Origin of the sequence: Burkholderia sp. Ax-1724 (assembly GCF_011752995.1) — a bacterium.
GTDB lineage: Bacteria > Pseudomonadota > Gammaproteobacteria > Burkholderiales > Burkholderiaceae > Paraburkholderia.
In genome coordinates this window covers 182,499-202,119 of sequence record NZ_VWWL01000010.1, presented here as the reverse complement: position 1 = coordinate 202,119, position 19,621 = coordinate 182,499, and the positions used below count along the sequence as shown (strand labels likewise).

16 protein-coding genes are annotated in these 19,621 nt (G+C 64.8%); 11 read left to right on the top strand and 5 right to left on the bottom strand.

What is annotated here, in order from left to right:
* Nucleotides 1–46 precede the first annotated feature (46 nt).
* The 3 genes from F3J19_RS14200 to F3J19_RS14190 all read right to left on the bottom strand — a co-directional run bounded on the left by F3J19_RS14200 (nt 47) and on the right by F3J19_RS14190 (nt 3,328).
* Nucleotides 47–979 carry a LysR family transcriptional regulator gene (locus tag F3J19_RS14200; protein WP_167042311.1) on the bottom strand — a complete coding sequence of 311 codons (933 nt, stop codon included), beginning with the start codon at nt 977–979 and terminating at the stop codon, nt 47–49.
* Nucleotides 980–1,128: 149 nt separating this feature from the next.
* Nucleotides 1,129–2,214, bottom strand: coding sequence for a porin (locus F3J19_RS14195; RefSeq protein ID WP_167042309.1), 1,086 nt, complete (start codon nt 2,212–2,214; stop codon nt 1,129–1,131).
* Between the two features lie 565 nt (nt 2,215–2,779).
* Nucleotides 2,780–3,328, bottom strand: coding sequence for a hypothetical protein (locus tag F3J19_RS14190; RefSeq protein WP_167042515.1), 549 nt, complete (start codon nt 3,326–3,328; stop codon nt 2,780–2,782).
* Between the two features lie 570 nt (nt 3,329–3,898).
* Here F3J19_RS14190 and F3J19_RS14185 point away from each other — a divergent pair.
* The 6 genes from F3J19_RS14185 (at nt 3,899) to F3J19_RS14160 (ending at nt 9,201) form a co-directional block, all read left to right on the top strand.
* Nucleotides 3,899–4,924: a bile acid:sodium symporter family protein gene (locus F3J19_RS14185; protein ID WP_167042307.1), complete on the top strand. Its 1,026-nt coding sequence runs from the start codon at nt 3,899–3,901 to the stop codon at nt 4,922–4,924.
* A gap of 338 nt (nt 4,925–5,262) precedes the next feature.
* Nucleotides 5,263–6,249, top strand: a complete 987-nt coding sequence (locus F3J19_RS14180; RefSeq protein WP_167042305.1) for a LacI family DNA-binding transcriptional regulator — start codon at nt 5,263–5,265, stop codon at nt 6,247–6,249.
* The gene (locus tag F3J19_RS14175) at nt 6,246–7,547 is read left to right on the top strand and encodes an AGE family epimerase/isomerase (RefSeq protein ID WP_167042303.1); all 1,302 of its coding nucleotides are present in this window, start codon (nt 6,246–6,248) and stop codon (nt 7,545–7,547) included. Before F3J19_RS14180 ends, F3J19_RS14175 begins: the two co-directional genes overlap by 4 nt.
* Entirely contained in the window at nt 7,544–8,452 is a 909-nt protein-coding gene (locus F3J19_RS14170; protein ID WP_167042301.1) for a carbohydrate kinase, read from the top strand. Before F3J19_RS14175 ends, F3J19_RS14170 begins: the two co-directional genes overlap by 4 nt.
* Nucleotides 8,453–8,642: 190 nt before the next feature.
* Nucleotides 8,643–8,873, top strand: a complete 231-nt coding sequence (locus F3J19_RS14165) for a hypothetical protein (protein ID WP_167042299.1) — start codon at nt 8,643–8,645, stop codon at nt 8,871–8,873.
* 82 nt (nt 8,874–8,955) lie between these two features.
* Nucleotides 8,956–9,201, top strand: a complete 246-nt coding sequence (locus tag F3J19_RS14160; RefSeq protein WP_167042297.1) for a hypothetical protein — start codon at nt 8,956–8,958, stop codon at nt 9,199–9,201.
* A 110-nt stretch (nt 9,202–9,311) separates the two neighbouring features.
* On the opposite strand, the gene F3J19_RS14155 is transcribed toward F3J19_RS14160, so the two are convergent.
* On the bottom strand, nt 9,312–9,773 hold the full coding sequence (locus F3J19_RS14155) for a DUF3828 domain-containing protein (RefSeq protein WP_167042295.1): 462 nt from the start codon (nt 9,771–9,773) through the stop codon (nt 9,312–9,314).
* Between the two features lie 144 nt (nt 9,774–9,917).
* On the opposite strand from F3J19_RS14155, the gene F3J19_RS14150 reads away from it, so the two are divergent.
* Nucleotides 9,918–10,889, top strand: a complete 972-nt coding sequence (locus tag F3J19_RS14150) for an ion channel (RefSeq protein WP_167042293.1) — start codon at nt 9,918–9,920, stop codon at nt 10,887–10,889.
* Between the two features lie 16 nt (nt 10,890–10,905).
* On the opposite strand, the gene F3J19_RS14145 is transcribed toward F3J19_RS14150, so the two are convergent.
* The gene (locus F3J19_RS14145) at nt 10,906–12,012 is read right to left on the bottom strand and encodes a porin (protein ID WP_167042291.1); all 1,107 of its coding nucleotides are present in this window, start codon (nt 12,010–12,012) and stop codon (nt 10,906–10,908) included.
* A 401-nt stretch (nt 12,013–12,413) separates the two neighbouring features.
* On the opposite strand from F3J19_RS14145, the gene F3J19_RS14140 reads away from it, so the two are divergent.
* From F3J19_RS14140 to F3J19_RS14125, 4 genes are all read left to right on the top strand, one after another.
* Nucleotides 12,414–13,310 (top strand): N-formylglutamate amidohydrolase, encoded by an 897-nt coding sequence (locus F3J19_RS14140; protein ID WP_167042289.1) that lies wholly within the window; start codon nt 12,414–12,416, stop codon nt 13,308–13,310.
* A gap of 17 nt (nt 13,311–13,327) precedes the next feature.
* Nucleotides 13,328–14,098 (top strand): IclR family transcriptional regulator, encoded by a 771-nt coding sequence (locus F3J19_RS14135; protein ID WP_167042287.1) that lies wholly within the window; start codon nt 13,328–13,330, stop codon nt 14,096–14,098.
* A 13-nt stretch (nt 14,099–14,111) separates the two neighbouring features.
* A complete protein-coding gene (locus F3J19_RS14130) occupies nt 14,112–15,617 on the top strand; it encodes a YfcC family protein (protein WP_167042285.1) in 1,506 nt (501 codons plus the stop codon).
* 326 nt (nt 15,618–15,943) lie between these two features.
* Entirely contained in the window at nt 15,944–19,531 is a 3,588-nt protein-coding gene (locus F3J19_RS14125) for an indolepyruvate ferredoxin oxidoreductase family protein (RefSeq protein ID WP_167042283.1), read from the top strand.
* Nucleotides 19,532–19,621: the final 90 nt, after the last annotated feature.

The following is a 19,621-nucleotide window of genomic DNA, read 5'->3' as shown; positions in this document are numbered from 1 at the left end:
CGGAGCGACGTATTCGGCGCGCGCCCGCGAAGCGTTTTTCGACTCGCTACCGCACCGCCAGCGCCTTGATCTGTTCGAGCGACGGCCACAGCGACTCGCTCCCGAAGCGCGCGACGAGAAAATCGACGAACGAACGCACCTTCGCCGACAGATGCCGCCGGCTCGTATAAACGACGTGAATCGGCAACTCGCGCGGCGGCACTTCGTCGACGAGCAGCGGCACGAGGCGCCCTTCGGCGAGATCGCCGCCGATCACCTCGGTGCCGAGCATCGCGATGCCCGCGCCGTGCAGCACGACCACGCGCTGCGCTTCGAGCTGGTTGACGACCAGATTGCCCGACAGACGCGCGCGCGAGGACGCCTCTCCGGTCACGACTTCGAGCGCCGACACGCCCGAGTACTGCAGATAGTTGTGGCGCGCCAGATCGGCGACGCTCTTCGGCGCGCCATGCTTGCGCAGATAGGCCGGCGAGGCGCACAGCACGAGATGCGCGGTCGCGATCTGCCGCGCGATCAGCGACGACGACTTCAGCCCGCCCGGCGAGGCGCGGATCGCGACGTCGAAGCCCTCGTCGATCAGCTCGACGACGCGGTCGGACAGCGTCATATCGACGGTGACCTGCGGATACTGCGCGGCGTAGTCCGCGACCGCGGCCATCACATGACTCAGGCCGAATGCCGACAACGACGATACGCGCAGCCGCCCCTGCGGCACGACGCTCGCCGCGCCAACCGCCTGGCCGGCTTCGTCGAGCTCGGTGAGCGCCTGGCTCAGACGCTCGTAGTATTCGCGGCCCGCCTCGGTCGGCGCGACGCGGCGCGTGGTGCGGTTCAGGAGCCGCGCGCCGAGCTGCTGCTCGAGATGCATCACGTGCTTGCTCGCCATCGCCGCCGACATCTCCATGCGCTCCGCCGCGCCGACAAAACTGCCGGCCTCGACCACGTGGCGAAACACTTTCATGCTGACGAGGGTATCCATCTCAATCGCTCGCTTCAGGAATCAATCGACGCCATTTTGCCGGGTTTATCAAAAGAACGGCAGCAAAGGCTCGTCTCGACGATGCCCGAAAACGACAAAGCCCGCGTTCCGGCCGGAACGCGGGCTTTGTGGCGAGACTTGGGTGCTACTCAGAACTTCGTGCGCAGCCCCGCGCCGTACGTGTTGCCGCTCGACTGACCGGTGATGTGGTCATACAGGTACGCGGCATAGATGTCCGTGCGCTTGGACAGCGGGTAGTCGTAGCCGACCGCCGCCGTCTGGCGCGTCTGGTTCGAGCCGCCGCCGTTACGCGAATACGCGTACGACGCCATCACCGAGCCCGGGCCGAACGGCACCGTCACGCCGCCCTGTCCCGTGTTGACGTGCCAGCTCGTGACCTGCTGGTTGTTGTACGTGTACATGTACTGGCCGTACAGCTTGACGAACTTCAGGTCGTACGAGACGCCCGCCTGCGCGACGCTCTGGCTGCGCAAGCCGGGCACGCCCGAGGTCTCGAAGCTGCCGAGGTCGCCCGGCACGTTGTTGAAGTTCACGTACTGGTACACCGCGGTCGCCGCGAACGGGCCGTGGAAGTACAGCACCTGGCCGCTCCACTTCTTCGCGCCGTTCTGCGTCGTGTTGCCGAGCGCGTACATCGCCGTCGCCGAGAGTCCGTTGAAGTTCGGCGTCGCATACGACACCGCGTTGTTCCAGCCCGAGTCGCCGGTTACGCCCTGATCGGTCGTGTAGCTCGGGAACGTACCGAGGCCGAGATAGGTGTGATAGACCATCGGCGAGAACACGTACGAATCGATGAACGGATTGAACAGGATCGTCGAGACGAACAGCGGCGTCGTGAGACGGCCGGCCGTGACCGTGCCGTACGGCGATTCGATGCCGACGTAGGCGTTGCGCGAGAACGTCGTGTCGCCGGTGAAGCGGCCGTACTCGCCGGTCTGCGCGCGGAAGAAGCCTTCGATCGTGAAGATCGCCTTGTAGCCGTTGCCCAGATCCTCGGTCCCCTTGAAGCCCCAGTACGAGGTGGACATGCCGCCGCCCGACACCACCGCCGCCGCCTTGCCGTCCGGGAATTTCTGCGAGCCGACCCATTCGTCGACCTGGCCGTAGAGCTGCACGCTCGATTGCGCGAAAGCGGACGATGCGCTCGCCAGCAAGGCAGCGCAGACGCTGGCCTTGAGAGTGGTCTTCAGCGCGCTGCTGAGGCTTGTTTTCATGGAATCTCCAATCTTTGTCAAAAGGGTGTGGCTGTGCGAAAGGGGGCGCTCGCGCGAACCATTGTTGTTATCCGTTCGACCGTCGAGCCAATCGGGGCTGGACCATCTTTACGGACCATTTTTATGAACAAAAATAGTGCTGCTTATTGCCGGTATATCGGTCTGCTTAGTTTGGTCGTTGATCGGCCTGATACGGCGGCTTGCCGGGGGCCTCGCCGGCCCGCCGAAGATGGCGCGAGTGCCGCATGGGGCGCGGCGGACGGCGCGCCGAAGGGGTAGTGACGCTCCGTATGACAGCGAAATGACGCGCCGCCGCGAGAATGCCCTGATTTGGCAGTGGCGGGTACGTCGCAGCCTGGCGTTTTCAGAAAAGTGTGGCGTCGAAACGTCAGATTGGGGATGACGCGGGGGATGGGAGGGGAGAACGTGAAGCGGTGGACGTAAAACGGCGGCGGTGATGCGGCGGAATCGCCGCGAGCGCCAAGGGGAAACGGAGCAGCGGAGGACTGGAAGATTGGAGCGACGGCAGCAGGCGCTGCCCGATGAGCGCCGCTAACCAGACCGGTTAGTTGCGATAAGGCGAGCCTTCCGGCTGACGCGGATCGTCGGACGGGCGCTGCATCGCGCGCGCGGCGCCGCGCTCTTCGTTGTAGCGGGCAACGTCGGCCCGAATCGAGCCGTTGCGCATCGGCACGCTGGGCGGCGGACGCGGCACCGGCCGCGCGTCGGCGCTGACCGGCGTGATGGCGCCGGCGTATTGCATATGCCCGCGCCCGTCGGCGTACCCGGACGATGGTCCTGTGACGCGGCGCATGCCCGGCTTATAGCCGCCGAAGCCGTCGCCATAATTGGCGTCCGCGAAGTTCGCGCCACGCGGCATGCGCGGATCGCGCGCGCTCATCGCATTGCGGAAAGGCCGTGCGCTGGAGAGGCCGACGGCACCGGCATAGTGGCCGCTGTGCATCTGCATGCCCATGGCGCGGTTGGCGCCGCCATGCGCAAAACCGGCACCGCCGCCGTGCGGCATGCCAGGTCCTTTTGCATAGGCGAACGAACACAGCGCGGCAATGACCACGCCCCACGCCCAGCGCCTCGTTCTCGACAACCCGTCCACCTTGTGACTCTCGCGCCCGAAGACTTGCCTGACATCCACCGTTCGAGCTGCGGTGGACGATTGCGGGACTGGCGAAAAGCGCCGCGTTCATCGCGCGGCGCGGGTATCCCTACGGCCTTTGAACCGTAATTTATGGGCGTCGGCAAAGGGTGTCGAGCCAAAAAGTGTTAGGTCTCATCGGTTGATGTAACACCTTGTTACTGCGACGTTTTTCTGCGACAAAGCCCTTGCGCGACGGCTCTGGAAGGGCTTCCTGGCGGGCGTTTGCGCGATTCCGCGCGAACCTCGCGCAGCCGCCGCGGCATCGGCTTGCCTGGCCGATTACGTGTCCGATCGTTAAACCGGCGAGGCCTCGGCGAAGCGCGTTACCCGTACTGAAACCTTACAGCGGCCAGCACGGGCCATGCCGCTCGCGGCTGGCCCGTTGATGCACAGCAATCATTAATCGATTCGGCAAATGAATTTGCTTTTTGAATCGAATTTCAACAACAATAGCCGCTTCCCATTGCGGGAAACGGCGCTCCCGGGCGCGTCCCGCACTCTTTCGCGTCATTGAATCGAGATTCCGACATGGCTCGCCCCAAACTACTTCCCGACAACTTCACCCTGTGCCTCGTGGGCACCGTGATCCTCGCCAGCCTTCTGCCCGTGCACGGGCAAGCCGCCGTGGGGTTCAACTGGGTGACCAACATCGCCGTCGGTCTGCTGTTCTTCCTGCACGGCGCCAAGCTCTCACGCGAAGCGATCATCGCGGGCGCGACGCACTGGCGCCTTCATGCGGTAGTGCTGCTGAGCACGTTCGCGCTCTTTCCGCTGCTCGGCCTCGCGCTTAAGCCGCTCCTTTCGCCGCTTGTCACGCCGGCTCTCTATGCGGGGGTCCTCTTCCTCTGCACGCTGCCATCGACGGTCCAGTCGTCGATTGCGTTCACGTCCATTGCCAAGGGCAACGTACCGGCCGCGGTGTGCAGCGCGTCGGCCTCGAGCCTGCTCGGCATCTTCATCACCCCAGCGCTCGTCAGCGTCGTCATCACCAATCAGGCGGCGAGCGGCGGCGGCTCGCCGTGGCATACGATCGGCAACATCGTGCTGCAACTGCTGGTGCCGTTCATTGCCGGCCAGCTGCTGCGCCCGCTGATCGGCAAGTGGATCGAGCGCAATCGCAGCGTGCTGAAGTTCGTCGACCAGGGCTCGATCCTGCTCGTCGTGTACGGCGCGTTCAGCGAGGCTGTCAACGAAGGCCTGTGGCATCAGATTCCGCTCTCCGCGCTCGGCGGCCTCGTGGTGGTGAGCGCCGTTCTGCTGGCGCTCGCACTGGCCGTGACGATGTTGACCAGCAAGCGGCTCGGCTTTAGTCGTGCCGACCAGATCACGATCATCTTCTGCGGTTCGAAGAAGAGCCTTGCCGCCGGCGTGCCGATGGCCAAGGTCATCTTCGCCTCGCATGCGGTGGGCGCCGTGGTGCTGCCGCTGATGCTGTTCCACCAGATCCAGTTGATGGTGTGCGCCGCGCTCGCGCAGCGCTGGGGCGCCCGCGACCTCAGCGGCGAAACTGCGGCCGCCGCGCAGCAGCCCGCCGCGGCCGTCGCGCGCCGTTGAGAACACGCGCAATGCAAACAGGACATTCATAAGCGCCCTCCCTGAGCGTCGTCGTTTGAAAAAGCCGCCTTGTGCGGCTTTTTTTCGTTGGCTGTGTCGTTATTTCACGCCCAAACGCTCGCGCTGTCGCCTCGGCCTGATGGCATAGGAAAATTCCTGGAGCCTTGCCCACACCATGTTTAGTGAATTTTACTAAACATAAAAATTCACTTTAACTCCATAAAATACGGGTATTTACGGGTGATTAACCACGCGTTTTCGGGGTGTTTCGCGTACGTTTTACTATACAATCGCCCGAACCCAACCCATGAGCCGCGTCGGCGCGGCTGCTTCATTCGATGGCTACAACCATCCGCGACGTCGCCCGCGCGGCCAGCGTTTCGATCGGCACCGTCTCGCGTGCGCTGAAAAACCAGCCCGGTCTCTCCGAGGCCACCCGCGAGCGCGTCGTCGAAGCGGCGCGGCAGCTCGGCTACGATCCGGCGCAACTGCGTCCGCGCATCCGCCGCCTGACCTTCCTGCTGCATCGTCAGCACAACAATTTCGCCGCCAGCCCGTTCTTCTCGCACGTGCTGCACGGTGTCGAAGATGCCTGCCGCGAGCGCGGCATCGTGCCGTCCGTGCTAACCGCCGGCCCGACCGAGGACGTGATTCACCCGTTGCGCCTGCACGCGCCCGACGCCGTGGCGATCGCCGGCTTCGTCGAGCCCGAAACGCTCGCCGCACTGGTCGCGATGCAGCGCCCGCTCGTGCTGATCGATCTGTGGTCGCCGGGCCTGCGCTCGGTCAATCTCGACAACGCCGCCGGGGCCGCGCTCGCGATGCGCCATCTGTTCGGGCAGCAGCGCAAGCGCATCGCGTTCATCGGCGGCTCGCTCGCGCATTTCAGCATCGCCGAGCGTGCGCTCGGCTACCGGCGTGCGTTCTTCGAAGCGGGACTGCTGTTCGACCCGTCGCTCGAAGTGAACATCGACGCCGGGCTCGACCCCGACACCGGCGCCGCGCGCGCGATGCAGCGCCTGCTCGACGCGCCGGGCCCGCGCCCCGACGCCGTGTTCGCCTATAACGACGCCGCCGCGCTCGCCGCGCTGCGCGTGTGCCTCGCGCGCGGCCTCAGCGTGCCCGACGACATCGCGATCATCGGCTTCGACGATATTCCCGCCGCCGCCCACGCCACCCCGCCGCTGTCGACGATCGCGGTCGACAAGGAAGCGCTCGGCCGGCGCGGCGTCGAACTGCTGCTCGAAGACTCGCCCGCCGAGCTCGAGGTCCGCTTGCCCGTTCAACTCGTTGCCCGTGCCAGTACTTTGGTGAAAACGCCATGACGCAAACCGATCCGCTTCACCCCGCCGCCGACGCCGCCAAGGCGCCGCCCGTCGCCAGCTTCCGCCACCGCGCGTTCCTGCTCGCGCACATCGAGGACACGCTGCGCTTTTACGCGCCGAACGTGCTCGACCCGAGCGGCGGCTTCTATCATTTCTTCCGCGACGACGGCTCGATCTACGACCACACCACGCGCCACCTCGTCAGCAGTTGCCGCTACGTGTTCAACTACGCGATGGCGTATCGCCAGTTCGGCGACCCCAAGCACCTCGACTATGCGCGCCACGGTCTGCGCTTTCTGCGCGACGCGCACTGGGACGCGCAGCACGAGGGCTACGACTGGGAGCTCGAATGGCGCGACGGCAGCAAGCGCACGCTCGACGCGACGCGCCACTGCTACGGCCTCGCGTTCGTGCTGCTCGCGTACTCGCATGCGGCGATGGCCGGCATCGAGGAAGCGAAGCCGATGATCGGCGCGACCTTCGAGCTGATGGAGCACCGCTTCTGGGATGCCGCCGCCGGCCTCTACGCCGACGACGCCTCGGCCGAATGGCAGGTCAGCTCGTATCGCGGGCAGAACGCCAACATGCACACGACCGAGGCGCTGCTCGCCGCCTACGAGGCGACCGGTCATCTGGTCTACCTCGATCGCGCCGAGCGCGTCGCGTCGAACATCACGCTGCGCCAGGCGAAGCTGTCGCAAGGGCTCGTGTGGGAACACTTTCACGCGGACTGGTCGGTCGACTGGCATTACAACGAGGAAGACAGCTCGAACATTTTCCGCCCGTGGGGCTTCCAGCCCGGCCATCAGACCGAATGGGCGAAGCTGCTGCTGATTCTCGAACGCTTCCGCCCGCTGCCGTGGCTGCTGCCGCGCGCAATCGAACTGTTCGACGCCGCCATGACGCACGCCTGGGACGAAGACCACGGCGGCCTCTATTACGGCTTCGGCCCCGACGGCACGGTCTGCGATCACGACAAGTACTTCTGGGTACAGGCCGAAACGTTCGCGACCGCCGCGCTGCTCGGCAAGCGCACCGGCAACGAGCGCTTCTGGGACTGGTACGACGAAATCTGGCGCTATAGCTGGACGCATTTCGTCGATCACCAGTACGGTGCGTGGTATCGCATCCTCACCTGCGACAACCGCAAGTACAGCGACGAAAAGAGCCCGGCCGGCAAGACCGACTATCACACGATGGGCGCGTGCTACGAGGTGCTCGCGCATGCGCTCGGCGAAAACGCGGCGGCTGAATCCACCGCCCCCGCCGCAGCGGCTTCCGCGGAGAAAACACAATGAGCGCAACCACAGGCTTCCCCGTTTTTGTCTCCGCCGGCGACATCCTCACCGACCTCGTGCGCACCGGCGCCTCGCAGTGGCTCTCGCGTCCAGGCGGCGCGGGCTGGAACGTCGCGCGCTGCGTCGCGCGGCTCGGCTTGCCGAGCGCGAGCGCGGGCTCGCTCGGCGTCGATAATTTCTCCGACGAACTGTGGGACGCGAGCGTCGCCGCCGGCCTCGACATGCGCTTCCTGCAGCGCGTCGAGCGCCCGCCGTTGCTCGCGATCGTGCATCAGACGCATCCGCCCGCGTACTTCTTCATGGGCGAGAACGGCGCCGATCTCGCGTTCGATCCGGCACAGCTGCCGGCCGGCTGGATGAGCGAGGTGAAGTGGGCGCACTTCGGCTGCATCAGCCTCGTGCGTCAGCCGCTCGGCGACACGCTGGCGAAGCTCGCGGCCGAGTTGCGTGCGCGCGGCGTGAAGATCAGCTTCGATCCGAACTATCGCAATCTGATGGAACACGGCTACGAGCCGACATTGCGCCGGATGGCCGCGCTCGCGGACCTCATCAAGGTATCGGACGAAGACCTGCGCATGATCTTCAAGACCCACGACGAAGCCGCCGCGCTCGCGCAATTGCGCGCGCTGAATCCGGCCGCCACGGTGCTCGTCACGCGCGGCCCCGACGCGGCGCTGCTGCTCGACGGCGCCGCGGTGATCGAGGCGAAGCCGCCGCGCGTCGCCGTGGTCGATACGGTCGGCGCGGGCGATGCGTCGATCGGCGGGCTGCTGTTCAGCCTGATGAGCGCGCCGCAACGCGCGTGGCCCGAGCATCTCGCGTTCGCGCTCGCGGCGGGCGCGGCGGCCTGCGGACATGCGGGCGCGCATGCGCCGACGCTCGACGAGGTCGTGGCGTTGCTGTGATGACCTCGCCGTGATGGCGTCGCTGTAACTTTCCTGCCTTGGGGTGCGCGTAGTGTCGTCGGTGTCGGGAACATCCTGCACGCGAAGCGCCGCCCCGAGCGCTCTCTTGGGCACGCTCGGGCCCGGAGCCGAACCGCCATTGCCGTGCTACGATGAAAACATCGAGACCTTTGCAAAAAGGAGCGAGGCCATGGAAGACGTCACCTACACCAAAGGGATCTACACGGCCACGGCGTCGATAAGAGAAATCGCACAGGACGCCTGGCAGGGTCTCGTCACACTGGCGCGCGACGAAGGCGAGCCCGCCGCCGATCAGGAAACCACGCTCTACGAAGTCGAATCCACTTCGTCGACACCGGAAGAGGCGCTCGAAGAAGCCAAGGCGCTCGCTCATCGTATCCTCGGGGAAATCGAACTGTAGGCCGAACTTCAGGCAGCGCGCCGCGTTCGCCCACCCGCGCATCGCGCGCGCCGCTGCCGGAATCGGCCGGCTGGAGGCGATCATGGCTGAGCAGCTTTTTCTCTACGGCGTGTATTCGATACACGTCCGCCCGCTCGAACTCGACGGCGCGCGCTGGGATGCAGAGTACGAAATCCGCCATCGCGAAAAAGCCGTCAAGACGTGGACCACCGTCGGCGGCGACGCGGGCTATGCCGATCAGGCCGAAGCGGTGGAAAACGCGCATCGGCAAGCTGTGAACGATATCGAACATGGCGCGGGAATTCCGAAGCCGCGCGTGTTTCCGTGAGGGGTCGGGATGCGCCTGTTTGGGCGCGGTGAGATTCGCTGCTTCGCAACGCGGTGCGGCGCGGCGCGATTGAGCGCCGTACGCTGCGAAGCACGGCAACACGTCGGCGATTACCGGTAATCGAGGGTATCCACGACCTTCGTGATTTTCCAAGTGCCGTTTTCCTGACGCAAAAATACGATATTGGTCTGCTTGTCTTTCGAGCCGAACGTAACGGGTACGAGCGCCACCTTGTCAAGCATGACGGCGGGATGCACGGCGATATGTGCGGCCCAATCCTTCTCGTCGAAGTCTTGTGCTTTCGTGAAGTATTCCGCGTCTTCGGCCAGGTTATTGGCCTTGTATTGCTTTCGTAAAAAATCAACGGTTGCTTTGGCAACGTGCCGGTTTATCTCTGCGTTCATGACCGGATAATCGCGATCAGCGGCAAGGTGTGGAATAAACCATGTATAGAAATCTTTGACTTGTGTCTCGGGAGTGATCTGCCCGTCATGGGTCGTGCTTCCCGCGTATGAAATGTTATTAAAGGCCAGTAACAGAGTGGCGATAAAAATCGTCAGATATTTTTTCATGTACTCAAAATCCCAGTCGTAACGGCGCGCGCAATCCGCGCTCTCATCCCACGGTCAAAATTTCATCCTAACCCGGTTTGCCCCCCTCTGCGCGAGCCACGCGCCATGCTACGCTGTGCCCGTTTTCATCCTCACGAGCAGGTGATGGCAAGCGAACCGTCAGACCGTTTTGCGCCCCTCGGCGACGCCGACGCAGACGCGCCGAAGCGTCGCGCGCGCGGCAGCCGCGAAATGCGTCTCGACGATCGCGTGGTGATCGCGCACGGCATGCCGACGCCGCTCTGGCAGGACCTCTACCATCGCGCGCTCGGGGTGCGCTGGCCGGTGTTTTTCGTGGCGCTCGCGGTGCTGTTCCTGCTGCTCAACACGACGTTCGCCGCGCTCTACATGTTCGGCAACGCGCCGATCGCGAATCAGTTTCCGAAGGGCTTCGGCGGCGCGTTCTTCTTCAGCGTCGAAACGCTCGCGACGGTCGGCTACGGCGACATGCATCCGCAAACCGTCTACGCGCACTGGGTCGCGACGCTCGAAATCTTCGTCGGCATGTCGAGCATCGCGTTGGCGACGGGGCTCATCTTCGCGCGCTTCTCGCGGCCGCACGCGAAGATCATGTTCGCGCGCTACGCGGTGGTCCGGCCGATCGACGGCCGCATGACGCTGATGGTGCGCGCGGCCAACGCACGCCAGAACGTGATTGCCGAAGCGCGCGCACGGCTACGCATCCTGCGTCAGGAGACGTCCGTCGAAGGCTTCTCGCTGTACAAGCTCTACGACCTCGCGCTCGTGCGCGACCAGCATCCGGTGTTCAAGCTCGGCTGGATGCTGATGCACGTCATCGACGAAAGCAGTCCGCTGTTCGGCGAAAACGCCGAAACGCTCAAGGGCAGCGACATGTCGCTGCTGCTCACGCTCGAAGGCATCGACGAATCGACGTCGCAAACGATGCAGGCGCGCCATATGTGGACCTGCGAGCAGATCTTCTGGCAGCACCGTTTCGTCGACATCATGAGCGAGCGCGACGGCATGAGCCACATCGACTATTCGCATTTCGACGAGATCGCGCCGCTCGAGGCGGCGCCGTTGCAAATGGACCCCGCCGCGCGGCAAACGCCCTAAGCGGCGCGCCGCGCCATCAGAACTTGTGGCGTATGCCCACCACGCCCACCACCTGCGTTCTCGAACTCGACGGATTGCTCACCCCCTCGATAGCCGCCACCGTATTCGCCGACGAGCGCTGATAGATCGCATTCAGATAAAGATCGGTGCGCTTCGACAGGAAATACTGCACGCCCGCGCTGGTTTGCAGGTAATGCATGCTCGGCTCGGTACTCTGCGTCGTCAGAACCTGCGTGTAGGTCTCGCCGATCGCGAACAGCAACGCGGGCATGAAACGGTAGCGGAAGCTGCCTTCGTAGTTGTTGAAGCGCTGCGACGACCCTGTCTGTAAATTGAACAGTGAGGTCGTGTACAGCAAGCCGAACGTGGCGTCGCCGAATTCGTAAGTACCGGCCGCGCCCCATATCTGCTGCTTCGTAATGCCCTTCAGGAACGTATAGTAGTTATCCGAAGGAATCGCACCGGTGGTGTCGAGCGCCGGATTGTCGAGCACCACGTAGGCCACGCCGAGATGCACCGGTCCCTGCGCATAGGTGCCGCCGACGCTCCAGCTGCGGTTCGCCGCGAAGTTCGTCGAATTGGAAAAGCCGTACATCGCATTGCCCTGCAAACCGGAGAAACTCGGCGTCACGTATTTCACCGAGTTGTCGGTGCGGAACGTGTTGTTCAGGTCGTCGGTATCGAAGGGATGCAGCGCGAACTGCGTCAATGACGTGCTTGCGCCGATCTGCAACGGCGCGAGCGAATCCTGCGCGGCGTTGTACTGGCGGCCCATCGTAAAGGTGCCCCAGCGCGGGTTCGACATGCCGACCCACGCCTGGCGGCCGAACAGGCGGCCGTTCGCGCTCGCGGTGCCGGTCTCGATGTTGAAGCCGTTCTCCAGCTTGAAGATCGCCGTGGTTCCGCCGCCGAGGTCTTCCGAGCCCGTCATGCCCCAGCGCGTGCCCTGCTCGTTGCCGCCCGTCGCCTGCCAAGTCGAACTGCCCTTCTGGTTGCTCGTGTACGTGATGCCGGAATCGACGATGCCGTACAACGTCACGCTCGATTGCGCGACCGCGTTGCCGCACAGTGCAACGCCCATTCCGGCGCCCGCCAGCGCCATCGCCAAACCTTTGCTGTTCATCTGTGTTTTCCCCTGTCTTGAGTGTTCGGATCTGGATGCCGAAGCCGCGGATACCGTTTGTGCCTACGCCACCCACATGTTTTATTGAATAAAACAATGTGTTATTAATTATTTGAAATGCAAAAACGGTAGGTCAAGGCAGGGATAAAACTCTGGTTTTCACGCATTGACGACAATATGCGACACAGGAAGTTTTATCAGCCGATACGGCGCAAATCCTTACCTATCAAGGTCTATCGAATTGAACACCCGAATGGCAAGGCTTTGGACGAACGACTTGACCTGCAATAATGTCTGTCGTTAAATATTGATATGCTGTTTTATTAAATAAAACACGCGAAGCGTTTATCGGGCGACGTCCCCCTTCGGAGGGACGCCGGCCATCGCAAAAGGAGTTCTGTTTGACGCCCAATAACAACACTTCGGCGGCCTCTTCAAGCGCGCCGTTCTTCGTCGCCGAACCTGCGGGTGCCCGGCTGCCGATCGTTTTCGATTCGCCCCACAGCGGCATTGCGCTGCCGGCCGACTTCGGCACCTGCGCGCCGGTGTCCGCGATCCGCACGTCGTGGGACGCATTCGTCGACGAACTGTGGGCGGGCGTGCCTGAACACGGCGGCGTGCTGATCGGTGCGCATTTTCCGCGCGCCTATATCGACCCGAATCGCGCGCTCGCCGATATCGACGCGCAACTGCTCGCCGAGCCGTGGCCCGAACCGCTGTCGCCCGAGAAGTACACGCTGCGCGGCATGGGGCTGATCCGGCGCGATGCCTTGCCGAACCAGCCGATGTACGACCGCAAGCTGTCCGTCGCCGAGGTGCGGCACCGGATCGACGCGTACTACCGCCCCTACCGCGCGGCGCTCGCCGCCGCGGCGGAACGCGCGTACGCGGAACACGGCGCGCTGTGGCACGTCGATTGCCATTCGATGAAATCGCGTGGCAACGAGATGAACGTCGACGCGGGCGCGGCGCGGCCCGACTTCGTCATCAGCGACCGGCGCGGCGCCACCGCCGCGCCGGCCTTCACGCAATGGGTGGCCGACTGGTTCAGCGGCGCCGGCTATCGCGTGCAGATAAACGAGCCGTATCAGGGCGGCGACCTGCTGACCGCCGTCAGCGATCCGGAGCGGCACCGCCATAGCATCCAGATCGAACTGAATCGCGCGCTCTACATGGACGAAGCCGCGTTCGTCAAACACACGGGCTTCGCCGCGCTCAAGCGCGATCTCGACGCGTTTGCCGCCGCGCTCGCCGCTTACGTGCACGCGCAACTCGCCGCCTTGCGCGCGGCGCCGTGAATCGTGAAGGAGCAACCGTGAACTACATCGTCGATTCCGTCGACAGCGCGCTCAAGCTGCTCAGCCATGTCGCCGAGCATCTTGGCCTGGGCGTCACCGAACTCGCGAACCGACTCGGCATCAACAAGTCGCGCGCGTACCGGATGCTATGCACGCTCGAACTGCATCGCTTCGTCGTGCTGGACACCCGCGCGTCGACCTACTCGCTCGGCCCGCAGGCCTTCGTGATCGGCGTCGCCGCGGCCCAGCAGAACACGCTGGTGCGCTCCGCGCAAAAGCACATGCTCTCGCTGAACCAGGCGATCAACGAAACCGTCGTGCTGCGCGTTCGCGAAGGGCTGGAAACCGTGTGCGTCGCCCGTTGCGAGACCACGCACGAAATGCGCACCGTCGGTGCGGTCGGCAATCGCCGGCCGCTCAATAGCGGCGCGTCCGGCCGAATCCTGCTCGCGTTCGCGCCCGCCGCCGTCAGGACCGAATATCTGGCACGCCTGAAGAAATTGCCGCAGCCCCCGGACTTGATGAAGCTCGTCGACGAACTCGATGCGATCGCGCGCAAAGGCTATGCGGTCAGCGTAGGCGAGGTCACGGCCGGCGCGGTCGCGATCTCGGTGCCGGTGCACGACGTGAGCGGCGACACGATTGCGGCGGTCAGCATTTCGGGGCCGGAAATGCGCATCAGCCGGATCGAGATTCCCGATTACCTCGAACGTCTGCAGGCATGCAGCCGCACGATTTCCGCCGAGCTAGGCTACGCCGCGCCGCAGCTCACGCCGCAACCGGCATGACAGGAAGCCGCCCATGACTCCACTTGGTCCCTCCGCGGCGCCCGTCGCCGACGATCCTCTTGCGCCGCGCAGCCATGCCGGCGACGCCGTCCGCGACGAGGACAACCACGGCGGCAGCGGCAACAAACCGCACGGCAAGATGCTGCACCCTGTCGTGATGATGATCTGGGTGCTGCTCGCCGCGGTGGCGCTCACCTATCTGATCGATGCCGGCCACTTCGAGCGGCGCGACAAGCTGGTGGTGCCGGGCACGTACCAGGTCGTACCGAAGAGCCGAAGTCTCGCCACGCTGGCCGCACCGCGCGTCAGCAAAAGCACGCCCGAACAGGCCGCGCCGGCGAGCCTCGTCTCCGCGTTCGTCGCGGTGCCCAACGGCCTCATCAAGAATGCGCCGCTGATCTTCATGGTGATGTTCGTGGGCGGCATGTTCGGCGTGATGCGCAAGACAGGCGTGGTAGACGCGGGTATCGACAGGCTGTTGCAACTCACCGCCGGCAACGTCTATGTGCTCGCACCGCTGCTGATGCTGCTGATCGGTCTCGGCAGCACGCTGCTCGGCTTCATCTCCGAATACCTCGTGATCATTCCGATGGTGCTGGTGCTGTCGCGGCGGCTCGGCCTGTCGAACCTGTTCGCGGTCGGCCTCGTCGCGATTGCGGCGAAGATTGGCTATATCGCGTCGGTGACCAACCCATTGTCGCTCGCGGTCGCGCAGCCGATCGTCGGCGTGCCGCTCTTCAGCGGCATTGCCATGCGTATCGGCGTGTTCGTCGTGTTCCTGACGCTCGGCATCCTGTATCTGCTGATCCACGTGCGGCGCAGCGGCTACCGGCTCGCGGCCGCGCGCGCGAGCATCGGCGAACATCCGCGGGCCGCGCTGTCGCGCCGCCACAAGGCGACCCTCGCCGTGCTGGCGATCGCCGCCGCCATGCTGGTGATCGGCACGCGCGAGCTGCATTGGGGCAATGTGGAGCTATCGGCGTTCTACATCTTCATCAGCATCGTGACGGCGGCGGTCGGCCGGCTCGACTCGCGCGGCGCGGCCGATGCGTTCGTCGACGGCATGAAGGGCATGATGCTGGCGGGTCTGCTGATCGGGCTCGCCGCCTCGGTCGAACTGATCCTGCAGAACAGCCTCGTGCTCGATACGCTGATCGAGCGCTTCACGCGCCTTGCGAATGGCCAGTCGCCGGTCTGGGTCGCCAACGGACTAATGGCGGTGCAGATGGTGCTCGACGTGTTCATTCCGTCGGTGTCCGGCAAGGCCGCGGTCAGCATGCCGATCATCGGACCGATCGCGCAACTCTCCGGCGTCAGCGGACAGACCTCGGTGCTCGCATTCGTGCTGGGGGGCGGCTTGACGAACATGGTGACGCCGACCTCGGGGATGCTGCTCGCCTATCTCGCCACCGCGCGGGTCGGCTTCGGCCAGTGGCTGCGCTTTATCCTGCCGCTCTTCGTGATGCTGCTTCTGCTCTCGGGCGGCGCACTGGCGCTCGCGGTGTGGACCGGGTACTGAACACGCGGTGAACGCCCCAGGGCATACCCGAAGCGCGCCGCCGCGTGGCAAATCCAGCTCAAAAGCCCGTCAAAACGCGCGACTCCTCGCGCCCGTTCACGGGCGCGCGATTAAAGAAGAAAGAAATCACTCCGAGGGCGGCTGAAAAATAGAGTCTCTTCCGCTGCGTCGTCTGCGTGGTCCCCACCACGGCGCGCGGAACCGAAAGCAACGAAGTTGCATGGGACCGGCGTAAGCGCTAAAGCGCCAACTCCGGTCGACCGCCTTGCGTGGGATCGGAGTAGGCGCTAAAGCGCCAACTCCGATCGACAAATGGAGACTCGCCCATGACTGCCCGCCTGCCCATCGACGGCACGCCTGCTCTCGCCGATTACCGGCTATCCGACAACCTCACCGCGACGCGCGGCCGGATCTTTCTGACCGGCACGCAGGCGCTCGTGCGCCTCGCCTTGATGCAGCGCGCGCTCGATCAGGCGCGCGGCCTGAATACCGCCGGCTTCATCAGCGGCTATCGCGGCTCGCCGCTCGGCATGGTCGATCAGCAACTGTGGAAAGCGAGCACGCTGCTCGCCGCGAGCGACATCCGCTTCCTGCCCGCGATCAACGAGGAACTCGGCGGCACCGCCGTGCTCGGCACGCAGCGCGTCGAAGCAGACCCGGAGCGCACCGTCGAAGGCGTGTTCGCGATGTGGTACGGCAAGGGCCCCGGCGTCGATCGCGCCGGCGACGCGCTCAAGCACGGCAACGCGTACGGCTCGTCGCCGCACGGCGGCGTGCTGGTGGTGGCGGGCGACGATCACGGCTGCGTGTCGTCGTCGATGCCACATCAGAGCGACTTCGCGATGATCGCGTGGCACATGCCGGTCGTGAATCCGTCGAACATCGCGGATATGCTCGAATTCGGCCTGTACGGTTGGGCGCTGTCGCGCTTCTCGGGTGCGTGGGTCGGCTACAAGGCAATCTCGGAGACAGTCGAATCGGGCTCGACCGTCGATCTCGACGCGCTGCAGACCGACTGGACCGTCCCCGAAGATTTCGCTGCACCGGCGGGCGGCCTGCACAACCGCTGGCCCGATCTGCCGAGCCTCACGATCGAAGCGCGTCTGCATGCGAAGCTCGACGCGGTGCGCCACTTCGCGCGCACGAACAGCATCGACAAATGGATCGCGCCGAGCCCGCAGGCGAACGTCGGCATCGTCACCTGCGGCAAGGCGCATCTGGACCTGATGGAAGCGCTGCGCCGGCTCGACCTGACCGTCGCCGATCTCGACGCGGCCGGCGTGCGCATCTACAAGGTCGGGCTGTCGTTTCCGCTCGAAATGACGCGCATCGACGCGTTCGTCTCGGGCCTCGCCGAAGTGCTCGTGATCGAAGAGAAAGGCCCCGTGATCGAGCAGCAGATCAAGGACTATCTGTACAACCGCACGCAAGGCACGCGACCGGTCGTGATCGGCAAGCATGCCGAGGACGGCACGTTGCTGCTGTCGTCGCTCGGCGAACTGCGGCCGTCGCGCATCCTGCCCGTGTTCGCGAACTGGCTCGCGAAGCACAAGCCCGCGCTCGATCGCCGCGAGCGCGTAGTCGATCTGGTCGCGCCGCAAATCCTCTCGAATGCCGCCGACAGCGTGAAGCGCACGCCGTACTTCTGCTCCGGCTGCCCGCACAACACCTCGACGAAAGTACCGGACGGCTCGATCGCGCAGGCCGGCATCGGCTGCCACTTCATGGCCTCGTGGATGGAGCGCGACACGACCGGCCTCATCCAGATGGGCGGCGAAGGCGTCGACTGGGCCTCGCATTCGATGTTCACGAAAACGCGCCACGTGTTCCAGAATCTCGGCGACGGCACCTACTTCCACTCCGGCATTCTCGCGATCCGCCAGGCGGTCGCCGCGAAAGCGACGATCACCTACAAGATTCTCTATAACGACGCGGTCGCGATGACGGGCGGCCAGCCCGTCGACGGCAGCATCTCGGTGCCGCAGATCGCGCGCCAGGTGGAAGCCGAAGGCGTGTCGCGCTTCGTCGTGGTCAGCGACGAGCCCGAGAAATACGATGGCCATCACGGCCAGTTTCCGAAGGGCACGACGTTCCACCATCGCAGCGAAATGGACGCCGTGCAGCGCGAATTGCGCGACACCGACGGCGTGACCGTGCTGATCTACGACCAGACCTGCGCGGCCGAAAAACGCCGGCGCCGCAAGAAAGGCGAATTCCCCGATCCGGACCAGCGGCTCTTCATCAACGAGGAAGTCTGCGAAGGCTGCGGCGATTGTGGCGTGCAGTCGAATTGCCTGTCGGTCGAGCCAGTCGAAACCGCGTTGGGACGCAAGCGCCGCATCGATCAATCGTCGTGCAACAAGGACTATTCGTGCGTGAACGGCTTCTGCCCGAGCTTCGTCACGGTCGCGGGCGGCAAGCTGAAAAAAGCGGCCGGCGTCGCGTTCGATCCGCAAGCACTCGCCGCGAGTGTCGACGCGCTGGCGCTGCCCGCGACGCAGCTCGATGCCGCGCCGTACGACATCCTCGTCACGGGCGTGGGCGGCACCGGCGTCGTGACGGTCGGCGCGCTGATCAGCATGGCCGCGCATCTCGAAGGCAAGAGCGCGTCGGTGCTCGACTTCATGGGTTTCGCACAGAAGGGCGGCTCGGTGCTGTCGTTCGTGCGCTTCGCCGCGCGCGACGAATGGCTGAACCAGGTGCGCATCGACACGCAGCAGGCCGACGTGCTGCTCGCCTGCGACATGGTGGTCGGCGCGAGCGCCGATGCCTTGCAGACGGTGCGGCATGGCCGCACGCGCATCGTCGTCAACACGCATGCGATTCCGAACGCGAGCTTCGTGCAGAACCCGGACGCGACGCTGCATGCCGATGCGCTGATCGACAAGATGCGTCACGCGGCCGGTGAAGAGCGCATGTCGACCTGCGACGCGCAGGCGCTCGCGACGCGTTTTCTCGGCGACACGATCGGCGCGAATATCCTGATGCTCGGTTTTGCATGGCAGCTCGGTCTCGTGCCGGTGTCGTTCGCGGCGATGATGCGCGCGATCGAACTGAACAACGTCGCCGTGCAGATGAACCAGCTTGCATTTTCGATCGGCCGCATGGCCGCCGCCGATCCGGCCGGGCTCGAATCGCTCTGGCAGGCACGTCATGCGCCTAAGCCGGGCGTGCGCGTCGATACGCTCGACGAGCTGATCGCGCATCGCGAAAGCCGCTTGCTCGCCTACGGCGGCGCGGCGTATGTGAAGCGCTATCGCGCGCTCGTCGATGCGGCACGCCGCGCCGAAAGTGCGGTCGACACCGCGAGCGAACGCGTGACGCGCGCGGTCGCGACCACGTTCTACCGGCTGCTGGCGGTGAAGGACGAATACGAAGTCGCGCGCTTGCATACCGATGCCGCGTTCCGCGAAGCACTCGAAGCGCAATTCGAAGGCGTGGCCGGCAAGGACTTCAGCATCAGCTTCAACCTCGCGCCGCCGACACTCACGCGTGCGCAAGCGGGCGTCGCACCGCGCAAGAAAACCTTCGGTCAATGGATGTGGCCGGTGCTCGGCATGCTCGCGAAGTGGCGCGGTCTGCGCGGCACGCCGCTCGATCCGTTCGGCCGCACGCTCGAACGCAAGATGGAGCGCGAACTCGCGAGCGATTACGAAACCACGTTGCAGCGCGCGCTCGCGAAACTCGACGCCAGCCATCTCGACGACATCGCCAAACTCGCCGATCTGCATGCGCGCGTGCGCGGTTATGGTCACGTGAAGCTGGCGAATCTCGCGGGCATGAAGCGCGCGGAGCGTGAACTCGCGACACGTCTCGGCATCGATGCGGCGACGGGTGCCGCCGTGAAGAAGTCACTCGAAGAGATGAAAGGCGCCGGGCAGTTGCGCGGGATTCCGGTGGTGGTCGCGAAGTAGGTCGCGGCGCGCTGGCCGATTGTCATGCTGGGTTGCGTTGGGTCACGTTGCATCAAGCCGGGCCACGTTGGGTCACGCGAGCATGGCCGC